Origin of the sequence: Agromyces terreus, from assembly GCF_009749465.1 — a bacterium.
In the GTDB taxonomy this organism is placed as follows: domain Bacteria; phylum Actinomycetota; class Actinomycetes; order Actinomycetales; family Microbacteriaceae; genus Agromyces; species Agromyces terreus.
The window spans coordinates 122,700-144,272 of record NZ_WBIS01000002.1 but is presented as its reverse complement, the minus strand read 5'-3'; the positions used below and the strand labels follow the sequence as shown (position 1 = coordinate 144,272).

Annotated in this window: 19 protein-coding genes; 14 read left to right on the top strand and 5 right to left on the bottom strand. The window is 70.7% G+C overall.

The features are described 5' to 3' along the window. Positions 1-22: 22 nt before the first annotated feature. Genes GQQ92_RS05785 through GQQ92_RS05770 form a run of 4 tightly spaced genes read left to right on the top strand, consistent with a single transcriptional unit; the run spans position 23 to position 3,451 of the window. Positions 23-1,315 (top strand): CaiB/BaiF CoA transferase family protein, encoded by a 1,293-nt coding sequence (locus GQQ92_RS05785; RefSeq protein WP_156998299.1) that lies wholly within the window; start codon positions 23-25, stop codon positions 1,313-1,315. Continuing rightward, positions 1,312-2,175 carry an amidohydrolase family protein gene (locus GQQ92_RS05780; RefSeq protein ID WP_156998298.1) on the top strand — a complete coding sequence of 288 codons (864 nt, stop codon included), beginning with the start codon at positions 1,312-1,314 and terminating at the stop codon, positions 2,173-2,175. Before GQQ92_RS05785 ends, GQQ92_RS05780 begins: the two co-directional genes overlap by 4 nt. Before the next feature lie 42 nt (positions 2,176-2,217). After that, positions 2,218-3,057 carry a DODA-type extradiol aromatic ring-opening family dioxygenase gene (locus GQQ92_RS05775; RefSeq protein WP_156998297.1) on the top strand — a complete coding sequence of 280 codons (840 nt, stop codon included), beginning with the start codon at positions 2,218-2,220 and terminating at the stop codon, positions 3,055-3,057. 46 nt (positions 3,058-3,103) lie between these two features. Next, positions 3,104-3,451 (top strand): hypothetical protein, encoded by a 348-nt coding sequence (locus tag GQQ92_RS05770; RefSeq protein WP_156998296.1) that lies wholly within the window; start codon positions 3,104-3,106, stop codon positions 3,449-3,451. Between the two features lie 79 nt (positions 3,452-3,530). On the opposite strand, the gene GQQ92_RS05765 is transcribed toward GQQ92_RS05770, so the two are convergent. After that, positions 3,531-4,004, bottom strand: coding sequence for a nucleoside/nucleotide kinase family protein (locus GQQ92_RS05765; protein ID WP_156998295.1), 474 nt, complete (start codon positions 4,002-4,004; stop codon positions 3,531-3,533). A gap of 155 nt (positions 4,005-4,159) precedes the next feature. Between GQQ92_RS05765 and GQQ92_RS05760 the strand changes: the two genes are divergently transcribed. Beyond that, entirely contained in the window at positions 4,160-4,594 is a 435-nt protein-coding gene (locus GQQ92_RS05760; protein WP_156998294.1) for a peptidoglycan-binding domain-containing protein, read from the top strand. 122 nt (positions 4,595-4,716) lie between these two features. Here GQQ92_RS05760 and cofD read toward each other — a convergent pair whose 3' ends face one another. After that, a complete protein-coding gene (gene cofD, locus GQQ92_RS05755; protein WP_156998293.1) occupies positions 4,717-5,724 on the bottom strand; it encodes a 2-phospho-L-lactate transferase in 1,008 nt (335 codons plus the stop codon). A gap of 245 nt (positions 5,725-5,969) precedes the next feature. After that, positions 5,970-7,379, bottom strand: a complete 1,410-nt coding sequence (locus tag GQQ92_RS05750; RefSeq protein ID WP_232057524.1) for an aminotransferase-like domain-containing protein — start codon at positions 7,377-7,379, stop codon at positions 5,970-5,972. Between the two features lie 261 nt (positions 7,380-7,640). Between GQQ92_RS05750 and GQQ92_RS05745 the strand changes: the two genes are divergently transcribed. The 9 genes from GQQ92_RS05745 to GQQ92_RS05705 all read left to right on the top strand — a co-directional run bounded on the left by GQQ92_RS05745 (position 7,641) and on the right by GQQ92_RS05705 (position 18,258). Next, positions 7,641-8,489, top strand: a complete 849-nt coding sequence (locus GQQ92_RS05745; protein ID WP_156998291.1) for a nitrilase-related carbon-nitrogen hydrolase — start codon at positions 7,641-7,643, stop codon at positions 8,487-8,489. Positions 8,490-8,518: 29 nt separating this feature from the next. Then, positions 8,519-9,982, top strand: coding sequence for a dihydropyrimidinase (gene hydA / locus GQQ92_RS05740; protein ID WP_156998290.1), 1,464 nt, complete (start codon positions 8,519-8,521; stop codon positions 9,980-9,982). 149 nt (positions 9,983-10,131) lie between these two features. Further along, positions 10,132-11,148, top strand: coding sequence for a TIGR03842 family LLM class F420-dependent oxidoreductase (locus GQQ92_RS05735; protein WP_156998289.1), 1,017 nt, complete (start codon positions 10,132-10,134; stop codon positions 11,146-11,148). 200 nt (positions 11,149-11,348) lie between these two features. Then, positions 11,349-12,221: an ABC transporter permease gene (locus GQQ92_RS05730; RefSeq protein WP_156998288.1), complete on the top strand. Its 873-nt coding sequence runs from the start codon at positions 11,349-11,351 to the stop codon at positions 12,219-12,221. Next, positions 12,218-13,138 carry an ABC transporter ATP-binding protein gene (locus GQQ92_RS05725; RefSeq protein WP_156998287.1) on the top strand — a complete coding sequence of 307 codons (921 nt, stop codon included), beginning with the start codon at positions 12,218-12,220 and terminating at the stop codon, positions 13,136-13,138. Before GQQ92_RS05730 ends, GQQ92_RS05725 begins: the two co-directional genes overlap by 4 nt. After that, positions 13,138-13,983, top strand: coding sequence for an ABC transporter permease (locus GQQ92_RS05720; protein WP_156998286.1), 846 nt, complete (start codon positions 13,138-13,140; stop codon positions 13,981-13,983). Before GQQ92_RS05725 ends, GQQ92_RS05720 begins: the two co-directional genes overlap by 1 nt. A 103-nt stretch (positions 13,984-14,086) precedes the next feature. Beyond that, positions 14,087-15,238 carry an ABC transporter substrate-binding protein gene (locus GQQ92_RS05715; protein ID WP_156998285.1) on the top strand — a complete coding sequence of 384 codons (1,152 nt, stop codon included), beginning with the start codon at positions 14,087-14,089 and terminating at the stop codon, positions 15,236-15,238. 65 nt (positions 15,239-15,303) lie between these two features. Beyond that, positions 15,304-16,617: an aspartate aminotransferase family protein gene (locus tag GQQ92_RS05710; RefSeq protein WP_156998284.1), complete on the top strand. Its 1,314-nt coding sequence runs from the start codon at positions 15,304-15,306 to the stop codon at positions 16,615-16,617. Between the two features lie 141 nt (positions 16,618-16,758). After that, positions 16,759-18,258 (top strand): CoA-acylating methylmalonate-semialdehyde dehydrogenase, encoded by a 1,500-nt coding sequence (locus tag GQQ92_RS05705; RefSeq protein WP_156998283.1) that lies wholly within the window; start codon positions 16,759-16,761, stop codon positions 18,256-18,258. A 92-nt stretch (positions 18,259-18,350) separates the two neighbouring features. Here GQQ92_RS05705 and GQQ92_RS05700 read toward each other — a convergent pair whose 3' ends face one another. Then, positions 18,351-19,124 (bottom strand): enoyl-CoA hydratase/isomerase family protein, encoded by a 774-nt coding sequence (locus GQQ92_RS05700; protein ID WP_156998282.1) that lies wholly within the window; start codon positions 19,122-19,124, stop codon positions 18,351-18,353. Between the two features lie 64 nt (positions 19,125-19,188). Further along, on the bottom strand, positions 19,189-21,555 hold the full coding sequence (locus GQQ92_RS05695; RefSeq protein ID WP_156998281.1) for an arylsulfatase: 2,367 nt from the start codon (positions 21,553-21,555) through the stop codon (positions 19,189-19,191). Positions 21,556-21,573: the final 18 nt, after the last annotated feature.

The following is a 21,573-nucleotide window of genomic DNA, read 5'->3' as shown; positions in this document are numbered from 1 at the left end:
GACCCCGAGAGGAACCCTCCCGATGAACGCCACCTCACCCGACCGGGTCGGCGCGGTGAACGATGCGCCGAGCGGCCCCGCTGCCGGCCCGCTCGCCGGCATCCGCGTGATCGAGCTCGGCCAGTACATCTCGGGGCCGTACGCCGCGAAGCTGCTCGCCGACCTCGGCGCCGACGTCGTCAAGGTCGAGTCGCCCGACGGCGACCCGATGCGGAGGTGGGAGGGCGCGGGCGCCATGAGCCCCCAGTTCGCCGCGTACAACCGCGGCAAGCGGGCCGTCACGCTCGACCTGAAGTCCGCCGAGGGGCTGGCCGAGCTTCTCGAGCTCGCCCGCACCGCCGACGTGCTCATCGAGAACTTCCGCCCGGGCGTCGCGGCCCGCCTCGGGTTCGGCCCCGACGTGCTGCGCGAGCTCAACCCGGCGCTCGTCTCCTGCTCGATCACCGGGTTCGGCGCAGATGGGCCCTACGCGAAGCGGCCCGCCTACGACACCGTCATCTCGGCCGTCGGCGCCATGTACAGCCAGGTCGTTCCCGTCGACACCCTGCGGCCGCTCGGCCCCGCGTTCTCCGACCTGCTCTCGGGCATGTCGGCCTCGCAGGCCGTGCTCGCCGCGCTGCACGCGCGCAACGCACGTGCCGGGGGCGAGGGCGAGCACCTCGAGGTGTCGATGGTCGGCTCCCTCATCGACTTCCTCACCGAGGCCGCCTCCACCTACCTCGAGACCGGTCAGGTCGCGGGCCCCGACTCCCGCCCGCGCCGCGCGCAGGCCTACGCGTGCGTCGGATCCGACGAGCGCGCCTTCGTGATCCACATGTCGGTGCCCGAGAAGTTCTGGACCGGCCTCGTCGCCGTGCTCGAGACGCCCGAACTGGCATCCGACCCGCGCTTCTCGACCCGCGAGGCGCGGGTCCGCAACTACGACGCCCTCGACGTCGAGCTCAAGGAGATCACGAGCCGGATGCCGCGGCAGCACTGGCTCGACCGGCTCGCGGCGGCCGACATCCCGCACGGTCCGCTGAACACCGTCGCCGACCTGTTCGACGACCCCCAGATCGCCTCGATGGGGCTCGTGGAGGAGATCGTCGGGCACGACGGCACGCCGCTGCGGGTTCCGGCGCCGAGCACCCGATTCCACCGCAGCGGGCGCGCCGAGCTGCGCGCGGCCCCGAGGCTCGGCGCCGACAACGGCGAGGTGCTCGGCGGCCCCGCCGAGGCATCCGCCGCGCCCGCGACATCCGCCGCGCCCGCGACATCCGCCGCCGCGACCGCCGCCGCGACATCCGCCGCCGTCACCGAAGGAGCCAGCGCATGAGCCGCATCGACGACCTCGTCGCGATCGACGTGCACACGCACCCGCAGACCGAGGAGTTCCTCGCGGCGATGGGGCAGCGGCACCAGCAGATGGCGAAGCACTTCGGGCGCGAACGCCCGGTCGTCAGCTTCGCCGAGCAGGCCGACCAGTACCGCGACCGCAGGATGATGGCCGTCATCGTGAACTCCGACTCCGAGACGACCTCGGGCATCAAGGGCGCGCCCAACGACCTGCTCGGGCAGGCCCAGGTCGATCACCCCGACGTGTTCCTCTCGTTCGCGGGCATCGACCCCTGGAAGGGCGAGGCCGCGATCGCCGAGATCCGCCGCATGCACGCCGAGTACGGCATCAAGGGCATCGGGGAACTCAACCCGTCGCGGCAGAAGTTCCTCGCGAACGACCGCCGCTTCTTCCCGATCTGGGAGACCTGCGCCGAGCTCGGCCTCGTGGTGATGTTCCACTCCGGGTTCCCGGGCGCCGGCGCGGGCACGCCCGGCGGCGGCGGCTACCGCCTCGAGAACGCGAAACCCGTGCCCTACATCGACGACGTCGCCGCGGAGTTCCCCGAGCTCAAGATCATCAGCGCGCACCCCGCCTGGCCGTGGCACCTCGAGAACCTCGCCATGGTGTGGCACAAGTCGAACGTGTACCTCGACCTCTCGGGCTGGGCGCCGAAGTACCTGCCGCCCGAGGTCGTGCGCTACGCCGACTCGCTCATCACCGACCGCGTGCTGTTCGGATCCGACTGGCCCGTGATGACCGCCGACCGGTGGATGCGCGAGTTCGACGAGCTCCCGTTCAAACCCGAGTCGCGCCGCAAGATCCTGCTCGACAACGCGCGCACCCTCTTCGGGCTCTGACCCGCGGCATCCGCCCCCCGAACCGACCCCGAACGGAGAACGATGGCCGACCTCGTGCTCGCAGCGGCGACCCCGCACAATCCGCTGCTCTGGCGCGCCATGCGCGACCCCATGCCCGACGACCTCGCCGGCGTCGCGGCGAACTTCGACCGGTTCCGGCGGGCGTTCGCCGAACACGACGTCGACGTCGTCGTCGTGATCGGCACCGACCACCTGCGCCAGTTCTCGTACGACAACTCCCCCGCCTTCGCGATCGGCAAGGCCGACGCCTACCACGGCACGTGGGAGAACGAGGTGCGCACGTTCGGCATGGAGTACGTGGAGCTCACCGGCCATCGGCAACTGGCCGACCGGCTCGCCGGGAGGCAGGTGCAGCCCGAGGCGATCGACTTCTCGGTCAGCCTCGAGTGGCGGCTCGACCACAGCTTCGTGATCCCGCTCCAGTACGTGCGGCCCGAGCTCGACGTGCCGATCGTGCCGATCCACACGAACGCCTCGATGCCGCCCGTTCCGTCGGTTCGCCGGTTCATCGCCCTCGGCGAGCACGTGCGTGCCGCCGTCGAGGCCTGGGAATCCGACGCGCGCGTGGCGATCCTGACGTCGGGCCACATGGCCAACGACGTCGGCGGCCCACGCACGTTCGCCGGCTCGCCCGACCCGGCATTCGATGCGGCCGCCGCGGGCTGGATGCGCGACGGCGACCTCGAGGGCGCCATCGACGTGTGCAGCGACTTCGAGCGCATGACCGAGGCCGGATGCATGACCTACCAGTACCTCAACGCCGTCGCCGCGCTCGCCGCGATGGGGCGCGCCGCCGACTTCGCCGACGTCGCCGAGTCGCGGTTCGCGTCGAGCCCGTTCTTTCTCTGGACGACCCGATGAGGGCGACGGCCGATCAGCAGACGTCAGCGTTGAGCGGGGAGCACCGATGAGCCGGTACATGATCGACAAGTTCATGCGTCAGGTCGAGCTGAGCGATGCGCTCGTCGCGGCGTACGCCGCCGACCCGGGCGCCTTCGTCGACCGATGGCTGGGCGAGCCGGGCGGGCCGGATGCCGCGACCGACGACCGCGTGCTCACCGATGAGGAGCGGGCCGCCTTCGCGGCGCGCGACTTCGAGGCGCTCTACGCGCTCGGTGCCCACCCCTACCTGCTCTGGCACTTCACCGAGGCGGTGCACGCGCACGAGTTCACCGCCGAGTCGGGATGGCGCGAGCTCGTCGAGCGGTACCGGGCCGCGGTCGCGCCGCAGGGGGTCGTCGACTACATCCCGTGAGGGCGGGCCGCCGAACCGGCGAGCGGATGCCGCGTGGCGCGTGCCGCGTGCCGCGGAGCGTGTGCCCGATGTCGCGTGCTCAGCGCAGCTCGCCGACGCTCGGCGGCAGCGCGCAGTAGTCGTAGAAGAAGCGCTTCGGCGCGGACTCGAGCGTCGCGTCGACGATGACGTTGACGCCCGCGTGCGGCAGCTCTTCGCCTACGAGCACCCACACCGTGAAGTGCCAGATGCCGCGCACCCGCTCGTTCAGCAGGCGTCGCCCGTCGACGACGAGCACGGTGTCGGCGTCGTTCGCGCCGTCGAGGGTTCCGGCGCGGAACGGCTCGACCGTCTCGGACCGCAGGGACGCCTCGTCGACGTCGCCGAGCGAGCGTCGCGCCGTCTGCTGCCCGCGCTCGCCGAGTGCGCCCGCGAGCCCGTCGGCGAACCAGGCCGCGCGAGCGGCGTCGAGGCCCTCGACGGCGACCAGCCGACGACCGCGCGGGGTCAGGTGCAGGAACTCGGCCGCCACGCCGTCGAAGAGTTCGCGCGCGGCATCCGTCGTCTCGGTCATGACACCACGCTACGCCCGCGCGGAGCCCGGCGTGCCCGCGGGATCCGCCTCGAACCGGCCACGTGCGACGGGGAGCACTCCCCATCGCGTACCGGCATCCCCGGCCGATACCGTGACCCGCGTCGCACGATGGTCGTTGCGCTGAAAGGTCACCGATGAAGATCCGCACCAGACGCCACAAGCTCGCCCTCGCCTTCGCCGCCTTCGCGCTCGCCGCGGCCGGCACCGTGGGCACCGTGGGCGGCACGACGGCGGCGCCCGCCGAGGCCGCCACGAAGTGCGTGAACTACAACTACGGCTACGGCGGATACGCGACGTGCGTCGGCACCATCCAGCGCCTTCTCAATTACCACAAGATCTCGACGAAGATCAACACCAAGTACTCCCCGCTCGCGATCGACAACTCGTTCGGTACCAAGACGAGAGCGGGAGTGATCGCCTTCCAGGCCCGCTACGGCCTCGTGGCGGACGGCATCGTGGGGCCGAAGACCTGGTCGATCCTCTGCTCGCCCCAGAAGGGCCCGGGCCCCGTGCCCGGCTACCCGTATACGCAGGCGAACGCCGGAGGGTGCAACATCCCCATGCGCTGATCTGAACGGACTGAAGGCCGGCCGCGCCTCGCGCAGCCGGCCTTCGGCGTCTGCGGCTTCGGGCCGCATGGGCATCCGGTCGTGTTCGGGGACGGCCCGCGCCGTGGGCGGGTACGCCCGATTCAGACGAGCGTGCTGCGCCCCCGAGATTCGACGCCGAGATCGATCGCCGCGCCCGCGAGCGCGGCCGAGGTGTCGAGGTCGTGCATCCAGAGCGGGGCGGATGCCGCGTGCAGGCCTGCGGCGGAGAGTCCGGCGACGGCCGAGGCATCCGTCTCGTCGACCAGCCATGCGTCGAGCAGCCCGCCGTGGGCGCGCGACCCGTAGTGCCGGCCGACCGCCTCGGCGCTCGTCTCGACGCCGATCACGGGCAGGCACGCGTCGGCCATGCCGCGCACGACCCGGCCGCCGATGATGGGGGAGACGCCCACGACCGGTGCCGCCGTCGCAGCGAGCGCCTCGCGCAGGCCCGGCACGGCGAGGATCGTGCCGATCGACACGACCGGGTTCGACGGCGCGACGAGCACGAGGTCGGCGTCGGCGATCGCCTCGACGACGCCGGGCGCGGGCCGGGCCTCGTCGATCTGCTGCTGGCGGAAGGCCAGCGCCGGCAGGGTGGCGCGGTACCGGGTCCACCACTCCTGGAAGTGCATCTCGCGCTCGCCCCCGGCCTCGGACACGAGCACGTGCGTGTCGACCTCGGTGTCGGTCGCGGGCAGCAGGCGCACGCCGAGCGGCCAGCGCCGCTGCAGCCGCTCGCCGATCTGCGAGGGCGTGAGGCCTTCGCGCAGCCACGCGGTGCGGGCGAGGTGCGTGCCGAGGTCGAGGTCGCCGAGGGTGAACCACGGCCATCCGACGCCCCACTCGCGCAGTTCGGCGGCGACGCGCTCGGTCTCGCCCGCGCGGCCCCACCCGCGCTCGGTGTCGTTGACGCCCGCGAGCGAGTAGAGGAGCGAGTCGAAGTCGGGCATGAGCCGCACACCCGAGAGCCAGATGTCGTCGCCGGTGTTCACCACCACGGTGACGGATGCCGCGGTGTCGCCGTCGGGCCAGCGCCTGGCGCACTCCTCGCGCACGCCGCGCACGAAGCGCGACCCTCCGACTCCGCCCGCAAGCACCGTGATCCGCACCCCGCAACGCTACCGCCCGTGGCCCTGCGGCCCGCCGCGGCACCGATCACTTTTCACCGCGGCACCGATCACTTTTCAGGAGGGGGTGTGGGCAACGCGGGCCGTATTCGGTCGTGCACCCTCCCGAATGCCCGCGGATCCCACACCCCCTCCTGAAAAGTGATCAACAGCGGAAAGTGCAGTGCGGCACGGATGGCCCCCGTGCCGCGGTCGGCGCCGGTCGCTGATCGGAGTTGCCCGCGGGCTCAGTACCCGCCGGCGACGAGATGGGACGCGGCCGAGGCGAGGTCGTCCGCCACGGCCTCGACCTCGTCGCGTACGGCGCCGACGGTCACGCGCACGTAGTCGCCGCCGGCGCGCTGGCGCATGCCGTTCGCGGCATCCGTCGCATCGGATGCCGCGAGGAAGGGCGTGCCCGCGGCGACCCGGATGCCGGCGGCCGCGAGCTGCACGAGCGCGGAACGCTCCCCGAGCACCGGCATCCACAGGTTGATGCCGTCGGCGGGCGCGACCGCGACGCCGCGCTCGCGGAGGGCGTCGCCGAGGGAGCGCTGGCGCGTGTAGTAGGCGCGACGGGCCTCGGTGACGGCATCGATCGAGGCGCCGTCGACGAGGAGGTCGAGCAGGATCGTCTGCAGCATGCGCGAGGTCCATCCCGGTCCGAGCATGCGTCGGCCGGCGATGTGCTCGATGAGGTCGCGCGGGCCGCCGAGTGCGGCGATGCGCAGGTCGGGGCCGTGCGATTTCGAGAAGCTGCGCACGTGCACGACGCGGTCGGGGAGCCAGGTGCCGAGGGTCACGTCGGCCTCGATCGAGATGAGCCCCGAGTGGTCGTCCTCGATGACGATGAGGTCGTCGACCCGTTCGGCGGCCTCGATCGTGCGGGCGAGCGCCTCGGCGCGGGCGGGGGTCATCGACGCGCCGGTGGGGTTCTGCGCGCGCGGCTGCAGGAGCACGGCGACGGGTCGTCTGCGCAGCGCCGCGGCGAGGGAGTCGGGCCGCATGCCGTGCCCGTCGAGCCGCACCGGGACGGCGACGGCGCCGAGCACCTCGAGCAGGTCGAGGAACGGCGGGAATCCCGGGCTCTCGACGGCGACCCGGTCGCCGAAGCGCACGAGCTGCTCGAGGGTGCGCGAGATCGCGTCGAGCGCGCCGTCGACGACCATGATCTGCTCGGCGTCGCTCGGCCACGAATCCCGCAGCACGCGTGCGAGCGCCGGGATCACCGGCTCGGACTGGTAGCTGCCCGTCTCGGCGCGCACCGAGACGCGCGAGAGGGCGGGGCCGAGGGCGGGCAGCAGCATGGGGTCGGGGGTGCCGCGCGAGAGATCGAGCCGCACGGGGTCCTCGGGTGCCGCCATCCCGCGCATGCGGGGGGCGAGCCGAGCGGATGCCGCGCCGCGGACGAAGCTCCCGGCGCGGCCGCGGGCCTCGATGAGCCCGGCGCGGGCGAGCGCCTGCCAGGCCTGGCTGATCGTCGCGGGGCTCACGCCGAGCGCCGCGGCGAGATCGCGCACGGTGGGCAGTCGCTGCCCGGGGCCGAGCTCTCCGGCGTTCACGAGCCGCGCGACCTCGCTGGCGATGGTTCGGGGCGAGGCGTCGGCGAAGCCGGCGAGGGCGATCAGCTGTGCGGCATCCACACGTTCACCTGACACCACCATTGCCTCCACGTGGAGTAGGGGACAAGATAAGTAACCACAACGTCACAGAGTGAAACACAAGAGAAATGTTCACGCCGAAGAATAACAGAACGGGCCACAAGCCCCGTTCCCGGCGAGAACATCGGCAGTTCCAACGGCAGTTCCATCGGTACATCTCGGCGTCGCAGCGGCACCCGACGAGCACCTGACACGAGCAACACGCCAGGCGGTCCTCGAGTGAACGGCGACGATGCCGACCGACTCAGGAGAACATTCATGACGATCGTCCGAGCGGCCATCACGCAGACGACCTGGACCGGCGACAAGGACTCGATGCTCGACAAGCACGAGCAGTTCGCGAGGGACGCGGCGGCGCAGGGCTCCCAGGTGGTGTGCTTCCAGGAGCTGTTCTACGGCCCCTACTTCGGCATCACGCAGGACCAGAAGTACTACCGCTTCGCCGAATCGGCCGAGGGGCCCATCGTGCAGCGCTTCGCCGACCTCGCGAAGCAGCTCGGCACCGTCATGGTGCTGCCCATCTACGAAGAGGCGCAGACCGGCGTGTACTACAACACCTCGGTGCTCGTCGATGCCGACGGCACGATCCTCGGCAAGTACCGCAAGCACCACCTGCCGCACCTCGACCGATTCTGGGAGAAGTTCTACTTCCGCCCCGGCAACCTCGGCTACCCCGTCTTCGACTCCGCCGTCGGCCGCATCGGCATGTACATCTGCTACGACCGCCACTTCCCCGAGGGATGGCGCGAGCTCGGCCTGAACGACGCCCACATGGTGTTCAACCCGAACGCCACGAAGCCGGGACTCTCGAACCGGCTGTGGGAGGTCGAGGGGCCGTGCGCCGCGGTCGCCAACGGCTACTTCGTGCTGCAGCCCAACCGCGTCGGCCGTGAAGACAACGAGTACGGCGACCTCGCCGTCGACTTCTACGGCACGAGCCAGGTCATCGACCCGCGAGGCAACTTCGTCGGCGAACGCGGCTCGGGCGAGCACGAGGAGCTCCTCGTGCGCGACCTCGACCTCGACATGGTGCAGCAGATGCGCGACGACTGGCAGTTCTACCGCGACCGCCGGCCCGACTCGTACGCGCAGATCGCCAAGCCGTAGAACCCCACCGCCGACGCGAAGGAGCGAACATGACCACCACCCTCATCTCCGGCGGCACGGTCGTCTCGGCCACGGGCCGGGCGAACGCCGACGTGCTCATCGACGGCGAGACGATCCGCGCGGTGCTCGCACCCGGCAGCACCCTCCTCGGCACGGATGTCGCGGCATCCGTCGACCGGGTCATCGACGCCACGGGCAAGTACGTGATCCCGGGCGGCATCGACGCGCACACGCACATGCAGCTGCCGTTCGGCGGCACCGAGGCATCCGACACCTTCGAGACCGGCACGCGGGCGGCGGCGTACGGCGGAACGACGAGCATCGTCGACTTCGCCGTGCAGACCTACGGCCAGAAGATCCAGGACGGTCTGGCGTCGTGGCACGAGAAGGCGGCCGGCAACTGCGCGATCGACTACGGCTTCCACCAGATCGTCGGCGACGTCAACGACGACTCGCTCGCCGCGATGCGCACCCTGCCCGACGAGGGCATCTCGAGCTTCAAGCTGTTCATGGCCTACCCGGGCGTCTTCTACTCCGACGACGCGCAGATCCTGAAGGCCATGCAGCTCTCGCGCGACACCGGCCTGCTCACCATGATGCACGCCGAGAACGGTCCCGCGATCGACGTGCTCGCCGCCCAGCTCGTCGAGGCGCGCAAGACCGACCCGTTCTACCACGGCAAGGCGCGCGCCTGGGAGATGGAGGAGGAGGCCACGCACCGGGCGATCATGCTCGCCAAGCTCACCGGGGCGCCCCTGTACGTCGTGCACGTCAGCGCGAAGCAGGCCGTCGAGCAGGTGGCCTGGGCGCGCGACAAGGGTCAGAACGTGTTCGCCGAGACCTGCCCGCAGTACCTCTACCTCTCGCTCGAGGAGCAGCTCGGCGCGGTGAGCGAGAAGTGGGGCGCGTTCGAGGGTGCGAAGTGGGTGTGCTCGACGCCGCTCCGCTCCCGCGAGGAGGGGCACCAGCAGGCGATGTGGCAGTCGCTGCGCACGAACGACGTGCAGATGGTCTCGACCGACCACTGCCCGTTCTGCATGAAGGACCAGAAGGAGCTCGGGCTCGGCGACTTCCGCAAGATCCCGAACGGCATCGGCTCGATCGAGCACCGCATGGACCTCATGTACCAGGGCGTCGTCACCGGCGAGATCACCCTCGAGCGCTGGGTCGAGCTCACGAGCACGACGCCGGCGCGCATGTTCGGCATGTACGGGCAGAAGGGCGTCATCCAACCCGGCGCCGACGCCGACATCGTCGTCTACGACCCGAACGGGCACACCTCGATCGGCATGCCCGTCGACGAGGCCGGCAACCCCACCGGTCGCACCCACCACATGAACATGGACCACTCCGCGTGGGAGGGCTTCGAGGTCGACGGCCACGTCGACACCGTGGTCGCCAGGGGCAAGGTGATCGTCGACCACGACGAGTACCTCGGAGCCAAGGGCGACGGCCGGTTCATCCGCCGCGGCCTCAGCCAGTACCTCGTCTGACCCGGTCCGCCGGTCGAGTGGCGTGACGCGCAGCTCGAGACCTGCGGATGTCGCAACCGAACAGGTCTCGAGACGGCCTCCGGCCTCCTCGACCGGCATCACACAGAGCCTCCGGCCTCCTCGACCGGCATGACAAGAACGGAAACCGCATGGACTTCGGAGTCGTCCTCCAGACCAACCCGCCCGCCTCGCGCACCGTGCACCTCGCGAAGCTCGCCGAGCAGTACGGCTTCAGCACCGCCTGGACGTTCGACTCGCACCTGCTCTGGCAGGAGCCGTACGTCATCTACAGCAAGATCCTCTCCGAGACGCACCGCATCAAGGTGGGGCCGTTCGTCACGAACCCGGCCACGCGCGACTGGACCGTCACGGCCTCGATCTTCGCCACGCTCAACGAGATGTACGGCAACCGCACCATCTGCGGCATCGGCCGCGGCGACTCGGCGGTGCGGGTCACGAACGGCAAGCCCGTGACGATGAGCGAGCTGCGCGAGTCGATCCACGTGATCCGCGAGCTCGCGAACTCGCGCAGCGTCGAGTACAAGGGCTCGCAGCTGCAGTTCCCCTGGTCGAAGGGCTCCGAGCTCGAGATGTGGGTCGCCGCGTACGGCCCCATGGCGTTGAAGCTCACGGGCGAGGTCGGCGACGGATTCATCCTGCAGCTCGCCGACGTCGACATCGCGAAGTGGATGATCAAGACCGTCCGCGACGCCGCCGAGGCCGCCGGGCGCGACCCGATGTCGATCAAGTTCTGCGTGGCGGCGCCCATGTACATCGGCGACGACGTCGAGCACATGCGCGACCAGTGCCGGTGGTTCGGCGGCATGGTCGGCAACCACGTGGCCGACATCGTCGCGAAGTACGGCATGCACGGCGACGTGCCCGAGGCGCTGACCGATTACATCAAGGGGCGCGAGGGCTACGACTACAACGAGCACGGGCGTGCGGGCAACACCCACACGAGCTTCGTGCCCGACGAGATCGTCGACCGCTTCTGCATCCTCGGCACCGCCGAGGAGCACATCGCGAAGCTCGAGCAGCTGCGCGAACTCGGCGTCGACCAGTTCGCCGGGTACCTCCAGCACGACAACAAGGAGGAGACGCTGCGGGTCTACGGCGAGACCGTGATCCCCGCGCTCTCCGAGCACGTCACGGCCAAGGCATGACCGAGTCCGTCCCCGTGGATCGAGGAGCGCCGACGGAGTCGACTCGCCCCGTGGATCGAGGAGCGCCGACGGAGTCGACTCTCCCCGTGGATCGAGGAGCGCCGACGGAGTCGACGCCTCTCGAGATCCCGACCGCGGGGCTCGATGGAGGCGCTCCGCGCTCCGGATCCCGATCCGCGCGTCGCGCTTCCCGGTCGGCGGTGAGCCGCCGGTGGGCCGCGGTCGGCTGGGGCGTGTTCGGCGTGCTCCTGCTCGTCGCGCTGTGGGAGGGGTACAAGCTCGTCGCGCCCGCCGACGGCGTGCTCCTCGGCGAGACCCGCGTGCTGCCCCGCCCGACCGACATCGCGATGCCGCACGTGTGGGAGATGCTCGGGCGCCTCGGCGAACCGGTGACGCGCTCGCCGTCCGCGCAGATGCTCTGGGTCGTCATCGCCCTGGCCGCGCTCACGACGCTCGGCATCGCCGCCGCCGGATGGCTCGTGGGCGTCGTCGTCGGCGTCGGCCTCGCGCTCGTGATGCAGCGGTGGCGGCTCGCCGAGTGGGGCCTGTTGCCGTGGATCGTGCTCAGCCAGACCGTGCCGCTCATCGCCTTCGCCCCGATCGTGAAGAGCTGGGGCTCGAAGGTCGAGATCGGCTCGTTCGAGTGGCAGGACTGGATGTCGGTCGCCCTCATCGCGAGCTACCTCGCGTTCTTCCCCATCGCGATCGGCGCGCTGAAGGGCCTGCAGTCGCCCGACCGCATCCACGAGGAGCTCATGCAGACCTACGCGGCCGGCTACTGGGCCACGCTCGCGAAGCTGCGGTTCCCCGCCGCGGTGCCCTACCTGCTGCCCGCGCTCCGCCTCGGCGCGGCCAACGCCGTCGTCGGCGCGGTCGTCGCCGAGGTCTCCACGGGCCTGCAGGGCGGCATCGGGCGACTCCTCGTGCAGTTCGCCGGGCAGGCCTCCGGCGACCCGGCGAAGGCCTGGGCCCCCATCTTCGGCGCCGTGGTGCTCGGCCTCGTCGCCGCCGGCTCGGTCGCCCTGCTCGGCGTGATCCTCAAGAACTACCGACGAACGGAGGAAGCCGCGTGAGCGCTCCAGAGATCCCCGCCGGCCCCGCGGCATCCGCCGCCTCGCCGACCGCCCCCGCATCCGCGGTCGAGGTGCGCGCGGTCGACAAGGTCTTCGAGACCCGCGGCGGCCTCGTGCACGCGCTCGAGGGCATCGACCTCACGGTCGCGGCGGGCGAGTTCGTCTCGCTCATCGGCCCGAGCGGATGCGGCAAATCGACGCTCATGCGCCTCATCGCCGACCTCGACGAGCCGAGCGCCGGCGCGATCACCGTCTTCGGCAAGACGCCGACGCAGGCGCGGCTCGACCAGGAGTACGGCATCGCGTTCCAGCAGGCGGGCCTGCTGCCGTGGCGCACGGTCGCCGCGAACGTCGCGCTGCCGCTCGAACTGCACGGCGTGGCATCCGCGGCCCGTGCCGCGAAGGTCGGGGAGCTGCTCGACATGGTCGGGCTCGCCGACTTCGCCGACCGCTACCCCGACCAGCTCTCCGGAGGCATGCAGCAGCGCGTCGCGATCGCCCGGTCGCTCGCCGAGCAGCCGCGGCTGTTGCTCATGGACGAGCCGTTCGGCGCACTCGACGAGATGACGCGCGAGAAGATGCAGTCCGACCTGGTGCGCATCTCGGCCGAGACCGGGGCCGCGGTCGTCTTCGTCACACACTCGATCCCCGAGGCGGTGTTCCTCTCCGACCGGGTCGTGGTCATGTCGCCGCGGCCCGGCCGCATCCGCGAGATCGTGCCGATGCGGCTCGGCGGCGCCGTCGGCGGCGCGGTCGGCTCCGAAGCGGGTGCGCGAGCGGATGCCGCGACCCGCGCCGAACGCACCGACGACCTCCGCGAGGACCGCTCGTTCTTCGACATGGTCACCGCCGTGCGCGAGGCGCTGCACGGCGGAACCCCCGTCGCCACCGGCGCACGCGGAGTGGAGAACCGCTGATGACCGCGACCGTGCCGACGCGAGCCCTGCAGAGCGGGCGACCGGGTGCCCGGCGCCCATCGCGCATGGGCCCGCGCACCGAGGCGACCCTGCGCATCGTCGCGCCGATCACGGTCGGCGCCGTCGTGCTCGGGGTGTGGCAGTTCCTCGTCAGCGTCGTCGGCGTCTCCGACTACCTGCTGCCGAGCCCGGCGTCGATCCTCGAGGAGCTCGCGGCCTCGTGGGACTCGATCGTGTCGGCCACCCTCATCACGGGCACGAACGCGCTCGTCGGACTCGTCGCGGGCACCCTCCTCGGCATCGCCCTCGCCGCGCTCGCCGCGAGGTGGAACGCCGTCGACCGCATGAGCGCTCCCGTGATCGCCGCGCTCGCGGTCGTGCCGATCGTCGCCCTCGCGCCGGTGCTCAACTCGATGTTCGGCGCCGACAGCCAGTTCGGCCGCCAGGCGATCGCCGCGATCGCGTCGTTCGTGCCCGTCTTCGTGAACACCCTGCGCGGGTTCCGCCAGACGAAGCCCGTGCACCGCGAGCTCATGCGGGCCTACGCGGCCACCCCCGGGCAGGTGCTGCGCACCCTCACCCTGCCGACCGCGCGACCGTTCATCCTCACCGGCATCCGCATCGCCTCCTCGCTCGCGGTGATCTCCGCGCTCGTCGCCGAGTACTTCGGCGGGCCGCGCGGCGGCCTCGGCAGCCTCATCTCCACGTCGGCCGCCTCGAGCGCGTACGCCCGCGCTTGGGCCTACGTCGTGGCATCCATCGCGCTCGGCCTGCTCTTCTACCTCGCCACGCTCGCGCTCGAGCGCCTCGTGGTGCGCCGCGCGAACCCGGGAGGTCCGCGATGACGCGCACGGCCCGCACACACGTCCCACCCGATGGGCGATCCCTCACACGCACCACCCAGCCCCACCAGCACGACCATCCGCACCAGCACACGAAGGGACTGACATGAAGCACAGCACACGCCGCGGAATCGCGGCCGGAGCGTTCGCCGTCACGGCCGCGCTCCTCCTCGCCGCCTGCTCGTCCGGAGACGCCGACGGAGGCGGCGACGGAGGCGACGACGGCGCCCTCACCCCGGTGAAGCTCCAGCTCCAGTGGCTGCCCCAGGGGCAGTTCGCCGGCTACTTCGCCGCCGCCGACCAGGGCTTCTTCGAGGACGAGGGCCTCGATGTGGAGATCATCCCGTCGGGCGGCGACATCGTGCCGCAGGACGCCCTCGCCAACGGCGACGTCGACTACGCGATCGCGTGGGTCCCGAAGGTGCTCGGCTCGATCGAGCAGGGCGCGAACCTCACCGACATCGCGCAGATCTTCCAGCGCTCGGGCACCCTCCAGGTGTCGTGGGCCGACTCGGGCATCGACTCGGTCGCCGACTTCGAGGGCAAGAAGATCGGCTCGTGGGGCTTCGGCAACGAGTGGGAGATCTTCGCGGCCATGGCCGCGGAGGGCCTCGACGCGTCGACCGTGCAGATCATCACGCAGGACTTCAACATGAACGCGTTCCTGCAGGGCGACATCGACGCGGCTCAGGCGATGACCTACAACGAGTACGCGCAGCTGCTCGAGACGGTGAACCCCGACACGGGCGAGCAGTACACCGAGGACGACTTCAACGTCATCTCGTACGAGGACACCGAGGGCGCCATGCTCCAGGACGCGATCTGGGCCGACACCGAGCGCCTCGACGGCGACACCGAGTACCAGGAGACGACGGTCAAGTTCCTCAAGGCCGTCATCCGGGGCTGGGCGTTCGCCGCCGCGAACCCGCAGGACGCCGCCGACATCACGATCGCGGCGGGCTCCGGCTGGGGTCCGAGCCACGAGCTCTGGATGGTCAACGAGACGAACAAGCTCATCTGGCCGTCCGACAACGGCATCGGCATCATCGACGAGGCCGCGTGGGACAAGACGGTCGCCGGTGCCCTCGCCGCGGTGAACGAGTCCGGCGCGCACCTCATCACCGAGGAGCCGCCGGCCACCGCCTGGTCGAACGAGTACATCCAAAAGGCGCTCGACGAGCTCGAGGGCGAAGACCTCGACCTCACGGGGGCCGACTGGTCGCCCAACGACGTCACCCTCGAAGAGGGCGGCAACTAGCAGTGCCGCCGGTCGAGGAGCGCTCCGCTCCTCGACCGGCGACCCGATCGAAAGGCAGCGAAGCCATGAACGACTCCCTCGCCGGAGACCTCGACCGCATCGCGCGGGAGCTCGACCGAGCGCACGTGTTCCACTCGTGGTCGGCGCAGGGGCAGTCGCCTCAGCTCGTCGTCGCGAGCGGGCGCGGATGCCGCGTCTGGGATCACGCCGGGCGCGAATACCTGGACTTCTCGAGCCAGCTCGTGAACGTCAACATCGGCCACCAGCATCCGGTCGTCGTCGAGGCGATCCGCGAGCAGGCGGAGCTGCTCACCACCATCGCGCCGTCGACGGTGAACTTCGCCCGCGGCCAGGCCGCGAAACGCATCGTCGACCGCGCGCCCGGCGGCTTCGAGAAGGTGTTCTTCACGAACGGCGGCGCCGACGCGAACGAGAACGCGATCCGCATGGCGCGCCTGCACACGGGCCGCGACAAGATCCTCTCGACGTACCGGTCGTACCACGGCAACACCGGGTCGGCGATCGTGTCGACCGGCGACTGGCGCCGCATCCCGAACGAGTTCGCGCGCGGACACGTGCACTTCTTCGGGCCCTACCTCTACCGCTCCGAGTTCTGGGCGACCACGCCCGAGCAGGAATCGGAGCGGGCGCTGCAGCACCTGCGGCGTGTGATCGAGGCCGAGGGGCCCGCGTCGATCGCCGCGGTCCTGCTCGAGTCGATCCCGGGCACCGCGGGCATCATGATCCCGCCGCCCGGCTACCTGGCCGGGGTGCGCGAGCTCTGCGACCGGCACGGCATCCTGCTCATCCTCGACGAGGTCATGTGCGGGTTCGGGCGCAGCGGCCGGTGGTTCGCCTTCGACGGATACGACGTGCGTCCCGACCTCATCACGTTCGCGAAGGGCGTGAACTCCGGTTACGTGCCCGCGGGCGGGGTCGTCATCTCCGATGAGATCGCGGCGACGTTCGACGAGCGGGTCTTCCCGGGAGGGCTCACCTATTCGGGGCATCCGCTCGCGATGGCCTCGATCGTGGCGACGCTCGACGTCATGGAGTCCGAGGGGATCGTCGCCAACGCCGCGGCCATCGGCGAGACCGAGATCGGGCCGGCGCTCGCCGAGCTCGCCGAGAAGCACGAGGTCATCGGCGAGGTGCGCGGCGAAGGCGTGTTCTGGGCGATGGAACTCGTCGCCGACCGCGAAACCCGCGAGCCGCTGCCCGCCGCGGAGATGGGGCGGCTGAAGGGCGCGATGCTCGAACGCGGACTCCTGCCGTTCGTGCAGGACAACCGCATCCACGTGGTGCCGCCGTGCGTGGTCACCGCCGAAGAGGTCGCCGAGGCCGTCGCGATCTACGACGACGTGCTGGCCACTGCGTAGGCCGCCGGTCGAGGAGCGAAGCGTCACACCGCCGGTCGAGGAGCGAAGCGTCACACCGCCGGTCGAGGAGCGAAGCGTCACACCGCCGGTCGAGGAGCGAAGCGTCTCGAGACCGGCAACAACAACAGGGGAGAGAAGAGCATGACCGAGATCACGATGGTCGACCACTGGATCGACGGGGCGCCTGCCGCAGGCGCATCCGACCGCACCGGCCCGGTGTACAACCCGGCGCTCGGCGTCGAGCAGAAGCGCGTGCGGCTCGCGTCGACCGACGACGTCGACACTGCGGTGCAGTCCGCGGCGCGCGCCTTCCCCGGCTGGCGCGACACGTCGATCGCGAAGCGCCAGCAGGTCATGTTCGCGTTCCGCGAGCTGCTGAACTCGCGCAGCGACGAGCTCGCCGCGATCCTGACGAGCGAGCACGGCAAGGTGCTGTCCGACGCGGCGGGCGAGATCGCGCGCGGACTCGAGGTCGTCGAGCTGGCCTGCGCCATGCCCGGCTACACGAAGGGCGAGTACTCCGAGAACGTCTCGACGGGCGTCGACGTGTACACGCTGAAGCAGCCGGTGGGCGTGGTCGGCATCATCAGCCCGTTCAACTTCCCGGCCATGGTGCCGATGTGGTTCTTCCCGCTCGCGGTCGCGGCGGGCAACGCGGTCGTGCTGAAGCCGTCCGAGAAGGACCCGTCGGCCGCGGTCTGGATGGCCGGCATTCTCAAGGAGGCGGGCCTGCCCGACGGCGTCTTCAACGTCGTGCACGGCGACAAGGAGGCCGTCGACGCCCTGCTCGAGCACCCCGTGGTGCGCTCGATCTCGTTCGTCGGATCGACCCCGATCGCGCAGTACATCTACTCGACCGCGTCGGCCAACGGCAAGCGCGTGCAGGCCCTCGGCGGTGCGAAGAACCACATGCTCGTGCTGCCCGACGCCGATCTCGACCTCGCGGCCGACGCCGCCGTCAACGCCGGGTTCGGTTCGGCCGGCGAGCGCTGCATGGCCGTGTCGGTCGTGCTCGCCGTCGACTCGGTCGCCGACGAGCTCGTCGCGAAGGTGCGCGAGCGGATGTCGCGGCTCACCACCGGCGACGGCACTCGCGGCTGCGACATGGGCCCGCTCATCACGCGCGAGCACCGCGACAAGGTCGCCGGCTACCTCGACGTCGCGGTCGACGACGGCGCGACGCTCGTGGTCGACGGGCGCGACCCCGACGTCGACGGCGCGGCCGACGGCTTCTGGCTCGGCCCGACCCTCATCGATCACGTGCCGACCTCGTCGGTCGTGTACCGCGACGAGATCTTCGGCCCCGTGCTCTCGGTCGTGCGCGTCGACGGCTACGAGCAGGGCCTCGACATCATCAACGCGTCGCGGTACGGCAACGGCACGGCCATCTTCACGAACGACGGCGGGGCCGCCCGGCGCTTCCAGCGGGAAGTGACGGTCGGCATGGTCGGCATCAACGTGCCGATCCCCGTGCCGGTGGCGTACCACTCCTTCGGCGGATGGAAGGACTCGCTCTTCGGCGACGCCAAGGCGTACGGCCCGAAGGGCTTCGACTTCTTCCTGCAGGAGAAGGCGGTCACCTCGCGCTGGCTCGACCCGAGCCACGGCGGCCTGAACCTGGGCTTCCCGCAGCACGAGTAGCGTTCCCCGAATCAGGCCGAAGCGCCGGAATCAGGACGTTCTCTCGGATTCCGTCCTGATTCCGGCGCTTCGGCCTGATTTCGAGGTGAGGTTCAGCGCCGCACGAACGCGGCGACGCGAGCGGATGCCTCGGGGGTGTCGAACGCCGCCCCGATCGTGCGGGCCTCGTCGTCGAGCGCGGTCTGGAACTCGCGCGTCAACCCCGAGCGCACGAGGCGCTTCGCCTGGCCGTAAGCGGCGGATGCCCCCGACAGCCACGTCTCGGCGATCGCGCGGGCGCGCGCGGCGAGCTCGTCGGCGGCCACGACCTCGGTCACGAGACCCCAGTCGAGCGCCTCGGCCGCGCTGAGCGTGCGCGAGGTCAGCGTGAGCTCGAGGGCGCGCCGGGTGCCGACGGCCTCAGGCAGGAGCGTGCTCACGCCGCAGTCGGGCGTGAGCCCGATGTCCGCGTAGCGGCTCGCGAACGTCGCCCGGTCGGAGGCCACGACGAGGTCGGCCACGAGCATGAAGCCGAGGCCGCCGCCGGCGACGGGCCCCTGCACGGCGGCGACGATCGGCTTGGCGCTCTCGCGCAGCATCCGGTGCCCTGCATGGATCTCGTCGGCGAGTTCGGCGACGACCTGGCCCGCCGAGGTGCCGTCGCCGCCGAGTTCGGACATGGCGCGCACGTCGCCGCCGGCGCAGAACGCGCGGCCGTTGGCGTCGAAGAGCACGGCGCGGATGTCGTCGCGTTCGGCGATCTCGCCGGCGTATCGGCGCCAGAGCGCGATGGCGTCGGGCCCGACCGCGTTGAGGCGTTCGGGGCGGTTCAGCGTGAGATGCGCGAGTCCGTCGCGGACGTCGAACAGGAGGGCGTCGTCGCTCATGGTCTGGGAGTCTAGCCCGGTGCGGCGGCACGCAGGTGCCCGCCGCCGCACCGGGGAGGGGGCCCTACTGGCGGGCCATCGCGATGCGCATCCGCTCGTCGGGGTCGATGAAGTGGTCGTGGTCGTCGTCGCCGAGATCGATCTGCACCCACTCGATGCGCCCGGTGAAGCGGCTCGTGGCGGTGGTGTAGTCGGGGCTCACCGTGGTGCCGGACTCGTAGCCGATGTCCGTCGTCTCGTCGGCCGAGAACACCATCGCCTGGGTCGCCTCGATGCGTCCGGTGCCGGCCGCGTCGCCGTCGACGTAGAGGGTGACGCCGCCGCCCTTCGCGAGTCCGCCGCCGTCGTACGCGAATTCCATGCGCACCTGGTGCCGGCCAGCGGCCACGGGGTCGTCGGCGACGGTCTCGAACGAGTGGATGCCGAGCAGGTTGTAGGCGAACTTCGCCCGGCCCTCGTGCAGGTAGAAGCTCCACCCGCCGAAGCGGCCGCCCTGCGCGATGAGCACGCCGTTCGCCCCGCCCTCGGGCACGTCGACCTCGGCGGTCACCGACCACGACTTGTTCTTGATGCTGACGACGCTGTTCTCGGAGAGCCGGCCCATTCCGGGGAAGAACTGCTGCGAGGTCCCGCGGATGAGCGTGGGCCGGCCGGCGATCTCGGGGTTCAGCCGGTCGCCCGTGCGGTCGTCGATGGGGAGCACGTTGTACTTGACGGCCTCGATGAGCCACAGGCGCTGCAGTTCGTGCAGTCGTTCGGGCTGTTCGGCCGAGAGGTCCCTGGCCTGGCTGTAGTCGGTGCTGCCGTCGTAGAGCTCCCACACGTCGTCGTCGAAGGCCGGGACGGTGCCGCCCACGAGCTCCCACGGCGTGCGGTGCTTCGTGACCGCGCTCCACCCCTTGTGGTAGATGCCCCGGTTGCCGAACATCTCGAAGTACTGGAGATCGTGGCGCTCCGCGGCATCCGCGTCATCGAAGGTGTAGAGCATCGACGTGCCCTCCATCGGCGACTGCTGCACGCCGTTGACCATGGTGGGCTCGGGCAGCCCGGCCGCCTCGAGGATGGTCGGCGCCACGTCGATCACGTGGGTGAACTGCGAGCGCTGGCCGCCCTGCTCGGCGATGCCCTTCGGCCACGAGACGATCGTGCCGTTGCGGGTGCCGCCCCAGTGCGAGGCGACCTGCTTGGTCCACTGGAACGGGGTGTCCATCGACCAGGCCCATCCGACGGCGTAGTGGTTGTAGGAGCTCGGCGTGCCGAACTCGTCCATCTTGGCGTTCATGAACTCGGGCGTCTCGAGGGCGGCCATGCCGTTGAAGTTCGCCATCTCGTTGAAGGCGCCGTTGATCGTGCCCTCTGCGGATGCCCCGTTGTCGCCGATGATGTAGTAGATGAGCGTGTTCTCGAGCACGCCGAGGTCTTCGATGGCGTCGATGATGCGTCCGACGTGGTGGTCGGTGTGCTCGAGGAATCCCGCGTAGACCTCCATCTCGCGTTCGAGCACGGGCTTCAGCGCATCGGGCATGTCGTTCCACGCCGGGATCTCGTCGTGCCGAGGGGTGAGCTCGGCGTCGGCGGGGATGACGCCGAGCTCCTTCTGCTTGGCGAAGGTCTTCTCGCGCTGCGCGTCCCAGCCGTCGGCGAATTCGCCCTTGTACTTGTCGGCCCACTCGAGCGGAACGTGGTGCGGGGCGTGCGTGGCGCCGGGCGCGAAGTACACGAAGAAGGGCTTCTCGGGCATGAGCGCCTTCTGGGTGCGGATCCAGCCGACCGCGCGGTCGGCGAGGTCTTCGGTCAGGTGGTAGCCCTCCTCGGGCGTCTTGGGCGGCTCGACCGGGGTGGTGCCCTCGTACAGCGCGGGATCCCACTGGTTGTTCTCGCCGCCGATGAAGCCGTAGAAGGTCTCGAATCCGCCGCCGCCCGAGGGCCACGCGTCGAACGGGCCCATGGGCGAGGACTGCCAGACCGGGACCTCGTGGCACTTGCCGAACTGCGCGGTGGAGTAGCCGTTGAGCTTCAGCGTCATCGCGACCGGGGCCTTGGTGTTCGGCTTCAGGGAGCTGTTGCCTGGGGCGGATGTCGCGGTTTCGGTGATGCTGCCCATGCCGACGGAGTGGTGGTTGCGTCCGCTGAGCATCGCGGCGCGGGTGGGGGCGCACAGGGCGGTCGTGTGGAAGCGGTTGTACGTCAACCCCCGTGCGGCGAGCTTCTCGGCGTTCGGCGTCCGGCACGGGCCGCCGAACACGCTGGAGGCTCCGAAGCCCACGTCGTCGATCAGCACGATCAGCACGTTCGGCGCGCCCTCGGGCGGCAGCAGCGGGGTGATCGGCGGGTACGCGGTGTCGGGGTCCTTCGCGTCGTAGGTCGTGAGACCCGGCGCGGGCCGATCGGGGATCGGCAGCATGGTCCGTGCGTGGCGGTCGATGGTCATCGAGTTCCCCTCTGTGTG